Origin of the sequence: Clostridioides sp. ES-S-0123-01 (assembly GCF_020658415.1) — a bacterium.
GTDB lineage: Bacteria > Bacillota > Clostridia > Peptostreptococcales > Peptostreptococcaceae > Clostridioides.
The window spans coordinates 785,503-797,527 of the sequence record NZ_JACVWD010000001.1 but is presented as its reverse complement, the minus strand read 5'-3'; the positions used below and the strand labels follow the sequence as shown (position 1 = coordinate 797,527).

General features: G+C 27.5%; 11 protein-coding genes and 1 other annotated feature. Of the genes, 7 read left to right on the top strand and 4 right to left on the bottom strand.

All coding sequences use genetic code 11. From position 1 onward, the window contains the following. The first annotated feature begins 182 nt into the window (after positions 1 to 182). Both IC175_RS03635 and IC175_RS03630 read left to right on the top strand, forming a co-directional pair. The gene (locus IC175_RS03635) at positions 183 to 356 is read left to right on the top strand and encodes a BlaI/MecI/CopY family transcriptional regulator (RefSeq protein ID WP_227432897.1); all 174 of its coding nucleotides are present in this window, start codon (positions 183 to 185) and stop codon (positions 354 to 356) included. Between the two features lie 435 nt (positions 357 to 791). Next, positions 792 to 1,610: a MerR family transcriptional regulator gene (locus tag IC175_RS03630; protein ID WP_227432899.1), complete on the top strand. Its 819-nt coding sequence runs from the start codon at positions 792 to 794 to the stop codon at positions 1,608 to 1,610. A gap of 141 nt (positions 1,611 to 1,751) precedes the next feature. Here IC175_RS03630 and feoB read toward each other — a convergent pair whose 3' ends face one another. The 3 genes from feoB to IC175_RS03615 form a co-directional block, all read right to left on the bottom strand. Continuing rightward, the gene (gene feoB / locus IC175_RS03625; RefSeq protein ID WP_227432901.1) at positions 1,752 to 3,872 is read right to left on the bottom strand and encodes a ferrous iron transport protein B; all 2,121 of its coding nucleotides are present in this window, start codon (positions 3,870 to 3,872) and stop codon (positions 1,752 to 1,754) included. Between the two features lie 25 nt (positions 3,873 to 3,897). Then, positions 3,898 to 4,125, bottom strand: a complete 228-nt coding sequence (locus tag IC175_RS03620) for a FeoA family protein (RefSeq protein WP_227432903.1) — start codon at positions 4,123 to 4,125, stop codon at positions 3,898 to 3,900. Between the two features lie 326 nt (positions 4,126 to 4,451). Then, positions 4,452 to 4,892 (bottom strand): GNAT family N-acetyltransferase, encoded by a 441-nt coding sequence (locus tag IC175_RS03615; RefSeq protein WP_227432904.1) that lies wholly within the window; start codon positions 4,890 to 4,892, stop codon positions 4,452 to 4,454. Between the two features lie 180 nt (positions 4,893 to 5,072). Here IC175_RS03615 and IC175_RS03610 point away from each other — a divergent pair, with 180 nt between their 5' ends. After that, positions 5,073 to 6,041: a DUF2232 domain-containing protein gene (locus tag IC175_RS03610; RefSeq protein ID WP_227831136.1), complete on the top strand. Its 969-nt coding sequence runs from the start codon at positions 5,073 to 5,075 to the stop codon at positions 6,039 to 6,041. Positions 6,042 to 6,192: 151 nt separating this feature from the next. Beyond that, positions 6,193 to 6,445, top strand: a binding site (T-box leader). Positions 6,446 to 6,516: 71 nt separating this feature from the next. After that, a complete protein-coding gene (tyrS, locus tag IC175_RS03605) occupies positions 6,517 to 7,725 on the top strand; it encodes a tyrosine--tRNA ligase (RefSeq protein ID WP_227432906.1) in 1,209 nt (402 codons plus the stop codon). A 56-nt stretch (positions 7,726 to 7,781) separates the two neighbouring features. Here the strand turns inward: tyrS and IC175_RS03600 are convergent, their stop codons facing one another. Next, positions 7,782 to 8,663, bottom strand: coding sequence for a polysaccharide deacetylase family protein (locus tag IC175_RS03600; protein ID WP_227851113.1), 882 nt, complete (start codon positions 8,661 to 8,663; stop codon positions 7,782 to 7,784). 370 nt (positions 8,664 to 9,033) lie between these two features. On the opposite strand from IC175_RS03600, the gene IC175_RS03595 reads away from it, so the two are divergent. The 3 genes from IC175_RS03595 to IC175_RS03585 all read left to right on the top strand — a co-directional run bounded on the left by IC175_RS03595 (position 9,034) and on the right by IC175_RS03585 (position 11,996). Then, positions 9,034 to 9,978, top strand: coding sequence for a DMT family transporter (locus IC175_RS03595; RefSeq protein ID WP_227851112.1), 945 nt, complete (start codon positions 9,034 to 9,036; stop codon positions 9,976 to 9,978). A gap of 223 nt (positions 9,979 to 10,201) precedes the next feature. Next, positions 10,202 to 10,747: an NADH peroxidase gene (locus tag IC175_RS03590; RefSeq protein ID WP_009889371.1), complete on the top strand. Its 546-nt coding sequence runs from the start codon at positions 10,202 to 10,204 to the stop codon at positions 10,745 to 10,747. 100 nt (positions 10,748 to 10,847) lie between these two features. Then, positions 10,848 to 11,996 (top strand): DUF362 domain-containing protein, encoded by a 1,149-nt coding sequence (locus IC175_RS03585; RefSeq protein WP_227432909.1) that lies wholly within the window; start codon positions 10,848 to 10,850, stop codon positions 11,994 to 11,996. The last annotated feature ends 29 nt before the right edge of the window (positions 11,997 to 12,025 follow it).

Here is a 12,025-nt window from a genome sequence, read left to right as displayed (position 1 = left end):
ATGTGAAGTTAGCTTCATAATATCCTAAAAAGAGTAAAATGTCAATTTTTTTTAGAGAAAAGATAAAAATAAACTAAAAAAGTAGAATATATTGTAAATTTTACCTGTAGTTTTTGTATTAAAAAAGTTCCTACTATTAGTTTAAGTTAAATTTTATGTTATATAGAAAGAAGGAATATATTATGCTAAATAAAAAATTACCAGATGCAGAATTAAAACTCATGAAATTTATTTGGAATTTGGGATACAAAACTGTAATATCAAAAGATGTTGCAGATGAAATGGATGAAAACTATGGGTGGAAACATACAACTACAATTACAATCTTAGCAAGATTAACTAAAAAGGTTTTTTAATATCTCAGAGAATTAGAAGACATGTACACTATACAGTATTAGTGAAAGAAAAAGAATATTTGAAATTAGAAAGAAAAAGAATTTTTTGAGGTTTACATAACAATCCTTTATCAGAACTAATTTCAAAGCTACATAAAGAGGAAATAACAGAAGACAAAATAACAGAAATATGAGAATGGATAAAAACTTGGAAAGATGAAGATTAATAGAGTAAAAGGTAGCTACTAATATAAGTGCTACCTTTTTATTGATATGGATAAAATATGGAAAAGTTATATAAAATTGTGGGTAAAATATTTTACTGATATCTAACTGACATTTGACCTTTAAAATTAAAAAAATATTGATTTTATTAAATAATAACTACTTGATTTAGTAAATACTAAAGGATATAGTAACTATATAGACAACAAAGCGAAAAGGAGTGTACAAACCTTGGAAAAACAGTATTTTACTACAGGTGAATTTGCAAAACTATGTGGTGTTTCTAAGCAGACGTTGATTTTTTATGATAAAATAGGGATTTTTTCACCTGAATATAAAGATAAAAACAATTATAGATATTATTCAGTATATCAGTACGATACATTAGATATATTACAATCATTAAGAGAAATAGGCATGAGTTTAGAAGAGATAAAAGAATATATAAAAAATAGAAGCCCTCAACATTGTGTAGAAATGCTTAAAGAAGAAGAAAAAAAGATAAAAGAGAAAATAAAAAAATTAAAACAAATAAGTTCTAAAATACAAAACCGGATAAATACTACAGTTGAAGGTATTTCTAAGATATATAATGAAGAAATTTATATATCCAATAGATGTGAAGAATACTTAGTATTATCAAGTGATTTGAGTAGTATAAATGATGGCAATTTTATGATGGAATTGATTGATTTTACAAATTACTGTAAGTCAAAAAATCTGTATCAGGGGTATGAACTAGGAGCAATAGTAAGTAATGAAAATATAAAAAATGGAGAATATTTAAGTATATCAAGTTTTTATTTAAAAATAGATAAAAAAATAAAAGATAAAAAGCTATATATAAAGCCAGAAGGAATGTATGTGTGTATAAAGCATATTGGGAGATATGAAGACTCATATAAGTCCTATGAAAAATTAAAAAAATATATATACGATAATAACTATAAAATTATTGGTAATTCATATGAAGAAAGTATACTTGACTTTTTTTGCGAAAATAATGAAGAAAATTATATGACTGAGATTTCAATTCAAATATCTATATAAGAATTAAAAATTAAAATAGAGGTATATTCACGTGATAAGTAATTTTACTTATCACCTGAATATACCTCTATTTTAATAATAAAGTATATGAATTTTTAAATAATACTTATAGGATAAAGTTTAATGTTAACTAAATGCTAATTATACAAATAAATTATAAACAAAAGTTGTTAAAAAACAAACAACAAAAGCAAGTACAGTAGGCATTAAAAATCCTAAGGCAGTCCATTTTAAACTTCCAGTTTCTCTTTTTATAGTTAAAAGTGTTGTTGCACAAGGCCAATGAAGTAAGCTAAATAACATAACATTTAAAGCTGTTAAATAAGTCCAACCATGTTCTCTAAGAACTTGACCTAGAGCACTAAAGCTATCTAATTCTATCATAGAACCAGTTGCTAGATAAGCCATTAAAAGTATAGGTACAACTATCTCATTTGCTGGAAAACCAAGAATAAAAGCCATTAATATGAAGCCATCTAGGCCAATTAGCTTAGCTAAAGGGTCTAAAAAGTTTGCAACATGTGATAATATGCTCAAATCTCCTATATAGATATTTGCAAATATCCAAGTTATTACACCAGCAGGTATAGCCACCATTACAGCTCTTCCTAAAACAAATATTGTTCTATCTATTATAGAAGTATATAAAGTTCTACCTATTTGAGGAACTCTATAAGGAGGAAGTTCTAATGTAAATGTAGAAGGAACTCCTTTTAATAATGTTTTGGAAAGAGTATAAGAAACCAACAATGTTATTATAACTCCTAAAATTATTAATAAGGTTATACAAAATGCAGTTGCTATACTAGATACAAAAGAGCTAGTTACAACAGAGCTAAAAAATATTGTAGATATGGCTATTAAAGTAGGAAAACGACCATTACAAGGTACAAAGTTATTTGTAAGTATAGCAATAAGTCTTTCTCTTGGAGAGTCAATTATTCTACAACCAATAACTCCAGCAGCATTACATCCAAATCCCATACACATAGTCAGGCACTGTTTACCATGAGCACATGCTTTTTTAAATAGATGGTCTAAGTTAAATGCAACTCTTGGCAAATATCCAAAATCCTCAAGTAATGTGAATAATGGAAAAAAGATTGCCATAGGAGGTAACATTACAGAAATTACCCATGCTAAAGTTCTATATAATCCTAATACTAACATATCATTTAACCACAATGGACAATTAATACTATTTAATATATTTGAAATACTTGGTTCAAATCCAAGTAATAAATTAGATAATAAAGTGGATGGATAGTTAGCACCTTCTATAGTAATCCACAGTATAGTACCTAATAATAAGAGCATTATTGGAAGTCCAAATATTTTAGATGTTAATATTTTATCTACTTTTTCTTCTCTATCTGTTGGTTTTTTAGCATTATTAGAACAACACTTATCACTTAATTTTTTAGCATAATCATAATTGATTTTAGTAAATTCATCTCTAGTCTTCTGTTTGTTTATATCATTTGGAACTTTTTTCTTTACTTCGTTAATAGCATCTATAGAATCTTTATCTATATAATTACTCATAGATTCAAAAATACTTTCATCGCCATCAATAAGTCTAAGACCCAACCACCTAGAATTTATATTTGGCATGATATCATCTAACTCTGGTTGAATTGATTTTACTGTGTTTTCTATATTTTCGCTGTATTTTACTGGCTTATTATTAAACTTGTATCTATCAAAAGATACATCATTTAAAATTTCTAATAGTTCACCCATACCAGAACCATTTCTTGCAGCAGTTAAAACAACTGGAATTCCAAGAGATTCCTCTAAGAAATCTTTATTAATATTAATACCTTTTTTTCTAGCTTCATCTATCAAATTTATACACAAAATGACTTTATCTGTGAGTTCCATTACTTGAAAAACTAAATTTAAATTTCTTTCAAGACATGTAGCATCACACACTACTATTACTGCATCTGGATTACCAAAGCATATAAAATCACGAGCTACAACCTCTTCTTGTGACAAAGCAAATAGAGAATATGTTCCTGGTAAATCTATTAATGCATACTCTGTATTTTGATATTTGAAATTACCACGAGCTGTAGCTACAGTTTTTCCTGGCCAATTTCCAGTGTGTTGTCTAAGTCCAGTAAGATGATTAAATACAGTACTTTTACCTGTATTTGGATTACCAGCTAGTGCAATTACAAACTGGTCTTCCTTGTTATCTATATCAAACATGTCTTTTAAAGAATTCATTTTAGTTGAGTTGTGTGTTAAACCCATATTAATATCCTCCTGCTAGAAAATTTTAAATGTCAGAAACTAATATTAGTCTACTTTCTTCTTGTCGTAGAGCTATCTTGCTACCTCTGATATTGTAGACAGTTAAATTATTTTTTGGTCCTTTTCTAACTACATCTATAACAGCTCCTCTAGTAAGACCAAGCGCTAACATTCTCTCTCTTAAATTACCACTAGATAATATATCTTCAACTTTAACAGTTTTTTTCACTTGAATATCATTAAGGTTTTTCATAGTAGCACCTCCATGCATGAAATTTAGCCTGAGCTAATCTTCTTATTTTAAACTATGCACTATGCTATTACCTTGTTACTTTTTGCAAAAAAAAGATAGGCAATATGCCTATCACAAAGTTGGGTATAATTCTTACTTTTGGGGAAAGTAGAATATAGAATAAAAATTAACATTTTGAATCTATATAATTATTGAATTTTGATAATAAAAAAGTCAGAAAGCGCAAAAGCCTTCTGACTTATATAAGGTATTTTCAAATACCTAGATATCAATTCAATATTTAATTTATGATTTAATTATATATTAACAATGTTAGCTTGTCAACACTATAATCTCATTTTAATATGTTCAATACCTGCTTCATCATACACTTCTGAAATTTCTTTAAAACCACAAGATAAGTAAAGATTTTTTATGTAAGCCTGTGCTGATAAGGTTATATTATTTTCATGCAAATTAACCTTTATAAAGTCTATAGCACAGTCCATCATTTTCTTTGCCAAGCCCTTTTTTCGATGAGTAGAAAGAACTAAAACCCTACCAATAGAAACATCATTATAAGAGCTATATTTTTTAGGGATTATTCTGGCATAAGCACAAATCAACCCATTCTCTTCTAAAAATATATGATAAGAGTTTTTGTCTACATCATCATAATCATTTAATGAAAATATCCTCTGTTCGCATGCAAATACTTCATATCTTGACTTTGCTATTTCGTAAAACTCATTTAGACTTAAATCATTAAAGTGTTTTATTTTAAACATAATAATTACCTCCTAAGTATATTAAAACCAAATATTAAGATATATTATACCATTTTATAATTTTTAACAGTAATACTTTTATTAAAATAGGTATGTGTTAAAAATATTTTAAAAAAGTGTTATACTGTATTAAAAACAAAATATTAGTTAGAAAAATTATGGTTTGTGGAGGAAGTTGTTTTGAATACTACCAAAAAATTAACTGAAGCGGCTTTATTGTCGTCTTTATTTATAGTAATAACAATTATAGCTGTAGGGACTGGGTTTGGATATGCCATTTATTTAGATTTTATAGTGCCAATATTTTTTTGTATAATATGTTTAAAGTGTGATTTAAAGTATACTGTTTTATCTGGAGTTATATCTCTTTTAATAATTTCCTTGGTGCTTGGAAACTTGGGAACTGCTATTTGGGCAAGTCAGAGTGTCTTACTTGGTATAATATGTGGTTATTTGATAAGTAAATCATCAACAGTTATGGATGATTTAGTATATGGTTCAATTATTGGAGTCATTATAATGGTTTTTATTGATATATATGCTTCAGCATTAATAGGATACAGTTTTATGAGAGAATTTCAAGGATATAGTAAATTGATTTATTTTAATGAATACTCAGATTCTATTTTTTACTTACTGATAGCACTGTTTCCTTTTGGAATGGTTTTTTGTATATACTTTTTAAGTTTGATTATGGGACATAAATTACATATTTTAAACTCTAATGCATTAAAAAAGTTTCTAGTGTTTAAGAGTTTTAGATTTTTAAATCAATTTTTATGTTGCTCAAAGAAAGTTTTTTATATGTGTGTGTTTTATTTAACTATTTTTGAAGTTACAAATATATTAAATATTAAAACTGAGTTAGTTTACTTAAAAACAATTTTTATATCAATTGGATATTTGTGTATGTATTTTGTTATTAGAGATTCCTGTATGTCACTACAAAATTTTATAATAACTAAATTTGGAAAAGTAGCATACGCTAGAATTTCTTTTTTGATAGTAGTTATATCTTTATTTCTAATGTTTAAGATAACTGTTATTGGATTAATAATTATAAATGCATTTTTAAATAAGAAAATGAATATAAGATTGACTCAAATTAATATTGTCGATAAACAAATAAATATTTTAATTGAAAAATAAACTTTATACATTGGTAAAAAATATAAAAAAGTAGTATAATGTAAAAAAACATGTATATAATAATAAAAAAGGTTGACAAAATGTAAAAATAATAATATATTATGAGTAAGTTAAGAAAAATTTCTTGTAATTGATGAAATAATCTGAATATATAAGTGCTGTGAAGAGAAGAAGTAGAGCTGAATTTTATTTAACAGAGAGTTCCAGTTTGGTGAAATGGAATAAATTGATTTAGTTTGAATACATCTTGGAGCAATATCTCTGAAAGATAACAACCACTAAGAGATATCGGAATAGTACACGTTATAGTACATGAGTAAACAAATTATACTCTACAGAGATTAATATCGTGAGATATTAGTGAACTAAGGTGGTAACACGTAAGCAATGCTTTCGTCCTTTTAATAGGATGAGAGCTTTTTTTATTATAAAAATAAAAATCATAGATTATATAAATATTTTAGGAGGAATGAAAATGAAATCAATAGACGAGCAAATGCGAATCATTATGAAAGGTGTAGACGACTTAATAGACGAAAAAGAGCTAAGAGAAAAACTTATTAAATCAGAAAAAGAAGGAAAACCTATGATAGTAAAATTGGGGTTAGATCCAAGTGCTCCAGATATACACTTAGGTCATACAGTAGTTCTTAGAAAGATGAAACAATTACAAGATTTAGGTCATCAAATAGTAATTATAATTGGAGATTTTACAGGTAAAATTGGAGACCCAACTGGAAAATCTAAAGCTAGAAAAGCTTTAACAACAGAGCAAGTTCTTGAAAATGCAAAAACTTATCAAGAACAAATATTTAAAGTTTTAGATAAAGAAAAAACTATTGTAAGATTTAATAGTGAATGGCTAGCTAAATTAAACTTTGAAGATGTAATAAAATTAGCTGCAACTATTACTGTTGCGAGAATGTTGGAAAGAGAAGATTTTAAGAAGAGATATGAAGGACAAATGCCAATATCAGTGCATGAATTTTTCTATCCATTGATGCAAGCATATGATTCAATAGCATTAGAAGCTGATATAGAGCTTGGTGGAACTGACCAAAGATTTAACTTATTAATGGGAAGATCTTTACAAAGAGAATTTGGTATGGAATCTCAAATAGTAATAATGATGCCTTTAATAGAAGGTTTAGATGGAAAAGAAAAAATGAGTAAGAGTTTAGGTAACTATATTGGAATAGATGAAGAAGCTGGAATAATGTACCAAAAATCTATGGAGATTCCTGATGAACTTATAGTTAAATACTATAATTTAGTAACTGATGTTCATCCTGATGAAGTTAATAAAATTGAAACTCAGTTAAAAGATGGTTCAGTAAATCCAAGAGATATAAAAATGAATCTAGCAAGAGAAATAGTAACTTTATACCATGGAGAAGAAGCTGCTAAAGAAGCTGAGGAAAGGTTTAAATCTGTATTCCAAAAAGGTCAAATACCTGAAGATATACAAACAATTCAAGTTAAACAAGAAGAATTTGATTTAATTGAAGTATTAGTTTCTAATGAGATTGTTAAAAGTAAGAGTGAAGTTAGAAGATTAGCATCTCAAGGTGGAGTAAAAGTAAATGGTGAGAAAGTGGAAGATTTAAGTACAGTTGCTAAAGAAAGCGAACTTGTTGTTCAAATAGGAAAGAAAAAATTTGTAAAAATAGAGTTAGTAAAGTAAAATAAAAGCAAGTTCGTTGGTTATATAAAAGTATAATCAATGAACTTGCTTTTTTATTATATTAAGGTTTTAAATTGGTAACCATTATCTTTAAAATATGTTATAATTTGGTCTAGTGCATTTACTGTTTCTTGCTTTCCATAAGTATCATGCATTAAAAGTACAACTATTTCTTTACCTTCAGAAGATTTCTTTGCATGTTCAAATAACTCTTGAGCATTTTTCTTTTTACCTTCTGCATCAGCATTTAGAGCATTCCAGTCTATTGATGCCATATTTTTTTCTTTTAAGTAGTTACCTAAAGGTTCCATATTTTTCCATGACATATATCCACCTGGGCATCTAACTACATGTGATGAAAAATTCTTTCCTAGAACTTTTTTCATGGCTTCATCTGTTTTATTAAGTTCATTTACAAATGTATCAAGATTTAGGCTTCTGCCAGGGTATAGTTTTTTGTAGTCATGAGAATATGAGTGATGAGCTATTGCATTTCCCTCATCAAATGTTCTTTTTAAAATTTCATTGGCACCTTTTCGTTCAAGAGAATCCCCCTTAATAAAGAAAGTTCCTTTAACATCGTGTCTTTTTAAGATATCTAGGACTTGTGGAGTATTAGTAGTAGATGGTCCATCATCGAATGTAAGGAATACTATTTTTTCTCCATTATTTGAATAGTCGTATTTGTTAAGTTTATCCCAAACTAATTTTGCGTCATATCCATATTCTTTTGCAGCTTCTTTTTTTGCACCAATGATAGGCTCATTTTTTTCTTTTTCAATTCTTTCTTTTTCTAATTTTTCAGCTTTAAGCTTTTGTTGAGTTTCTTTAATTTCTCTTTTCTTGGACATATCCGCCCATGCCATAGAAAAAATACCAATAACTATTACAACAATTATAGTAAGTGCCATAGTTTTCTTTTTTCTTTTTTTTACCATGATTTCAACATTCCCCCTTTTTGTCGAATTGTATCAAAAATATATTATAATTATATCGAAGAAAGTAGAAAAAGTAAACCGACAAAGTTGTAACTAAAATAACTAAAGTGTAACTTATACAACATTATTTGCATAATATTAAAGTATCCTAGATATTGAAATTATCTATAAAAAAATTTAATATAAGTAAAAAAAATATAAAAAAGGTAAAAATTTATTAAAAAGGTGTTTACAAAAAATGATTAATATATTAATGTTAAATAGTGGATATAAATCTAGATTTAAAATACTGAAAAAATTTACTATAACTATATAAATTTATAGTAATGCTTATAGAAAAACTCTCTTGCTGTTTAGGGGGTTTATAATTTTGCAAAAAAATAAAAAGGAGGGGGCTTTATTGAAAAAATACTTTGGAGAAATAGGACTAATATTCATAGCAATTATATGGGGAAGTGGCTTTGTAGCAACCCAATTTGCACTAGATGGTGGGCTTACACCTCTACAAATAATAACTATAAGATTTTTCTTGGCAGCTGTAATTATGAATTTATTCTTTTTTAAACAAATTCGTGCCAATATGGGAAAGCATTTATTAAAAGCAGGAGGGCTTTTAGGAATATTTTTATTTTTAGCCTTTACAGTACAAACCATTGGACTTATGTACACTACACCATCTAAAAATGCATTTATAACAGCAGCAAATGTTGTAATAGTTCCATTCATAGGATTTATACTTTATAGAAGAAAACTAGATAAAATAGGATTAATAAGTAGTTTAGTAGCTCTTGTAGGTATAGGTATACTTTCTTTAGAGGCTGATTTCTCTGTTAATTTTGGAGATTTTTTAACACTTATATGTTCATTTGGATTTGCATTTCATATATTCTTTACTAGCGAATTTGCTAAAGATAACAATCCAATGGCATTAACAGCTATTCAATTTACTGTAGCATTTTTACTGTCTTTAGTAGTTCAGACATTTGCAGGACAGTTGAAAATGGAAGCTGAATTGTCTGGATATATGGGAACTATATATTTAGCTATATTTAGTACTTCAATAGGGTTTTTATTCCAAACTATATGTCAAAAGAGAGTTGATGGAACTAGAACAGCCATAATACTATCTACTGAAGCTATATTTGGGACTATATTTTCTATAATAATTTTAAAAGAACCTATTACAGCCAAATTAGTTATTGGTAGTATATTGATATTTGGTGCAATTATAACAGCAGAAACTAAATTATCATTTTTAAAAAGTAAAAAAGTAGAACTTAAAGAGTCAAAAGATTCTTCACTAGAAAGTATTTAAATAGACAATTGTTTCCTAATTAATCAAATAAAGTATATATTATGTAGAAATTTGACATCAAAACTTAGTTGATACCAATGTTTCAAAGTGATAAAATTAATTAGGAAATAAATTTTATTTTTAGTGTTTAAACTATAGTACATGGGGTATATATATTCTTGTAGCAAGTTATTAAACTTTAAAATAAAAATTTAATTAATATAAAATTGGGAGGAAATTAATTATGAAAAAATTTGTTTGTACAGTATGTGGATATATACATGAAGGAGATGCTGCACCAGCACAATGTCCAGTATGTAAAGTTGGAGCTGATAAATTCGAAGAAATGAAAGGTGAAATGGTTTGGGCTGACGAACATAGAATAGGAGTAGCTCAAGGTGTGGATGCAGAAATAATCGAAGGATTAAGAGCTAACTTTACTGGTGAATGTACAGAAGTAGGAATGTATTTAGCAATGAGTAGACAAGCTGATAGAGAAGGATATCCAGAAGTAGCAGAAGCATATAAGAGAATAGCTTTTGAAGAAGCTGAACATGCTGCTAAATTTGCAGAACTTCTTGGAGAAGTTGTAGTTGCAGATACAAAAGAAAACTTAAGAGTTAGAGTTGACGCTGAATATGGTGCAACTGATGGAAAATTAAAATTAGCTAAGAGAGCTAAAGAATTAGGATTAGATGCTATACATGATACAGTACATGAAATGTGTAAAGATGAAGCTAGACATGGTAAAGCATTCTTAGGATTACTAAATAGACATTTTGGAAAATAATAATTAAAAACATAGATTAAAAGGAGAAACTTTGGTTTCTCCTTTTTTAAATTATACAAAAAATATAAAAAAATCTTTGTAATAAAAGGGTGAAGATAATATGAAATCGGTATCTGTTAGAAGCTGTAAAAATTATGAGTATGAAAATGTAAGATTTTCTATTGAAAAAATTTTAGATGACATTGGAGGGCTTAACAAGTTTGTAAAAGAAGGAAGTAAAGTACTTGTAAAACCAAATCTACTGATGAAAAAAAAGCCTGAAGAAGCTACAACTACTCATCCTATGGTAGTAAGGGTTGTATGCGAAAAGCTTTTAGAATTAAACTGTGATGTAGTAGTAGCAGATAGTCCTGGTGGACCATATAATCAAGCCTCTCTTAAAAGTATATATAAGACATCTGGAATTGAAAAGGTAGCAAATGATTTAGGTATCAAATTAAATTATGATGTTTCAGATGTTAAGATACATAGTGAAAAAGCGCATGCTCTTAAATATATGGATATTATTAAACCAGTAATAGATGCTGATTATGTAATAAATCTTTGTAAATTAAAAACACATGTGATGGCAACTTTTACTGGTGGAACAAAAAACTTATATGGATGTATAGCTGGATTAAAAAAAGCAGAAATACATTATAGATTTCCTACAGAGGAATTATTTTGTGAAAATGTACTTTTAGATATTTGTGATTATGTAAATCCAACACTGACAATTATGGATGGAATTGTAGGGATGGAAGGGGATGGTCCTTCAGCAGGAAACCCTAAAGAAATAGGTGTTTTATTAGCATCACAAAATCCATATGCTATAGATGTTGTTGCATGTAAGATTATAGGTTTGCTTCCAAATAAAGTTGCTACAATTAGAGGGGCTATTAAAAGAGAGTATATAAAAGAAGACTTTTTAGATATTGAGATTGTAGGAGAAGATATAAAGGATTTAATTATAAAAGATTATAAGGTACCAATTGTAAGTAAAGATTTAAGGCTATTTTCTGTAAAATTGCCAAAATTTTTAAATGAACCTATTTCAAAACTTATAACACCAAAGCCAGTGGTTAGATTTAAAGATTGTATAAAATGCGGAAAGTGCAAGGAAGCTTGTCCTGCAAATACCATAGAGATAGGGAATAGAGGTGCTCTTATAGATTTAAATAAATGTATAAGATGTTACTGTTGTCATGAACTTTGTCCTAAAAAGGCTATTGATGTCAAACGTAATTTTGTATTTAAGTATGTAAAATAATGTATAATATTATATGAGTCTATATAAAT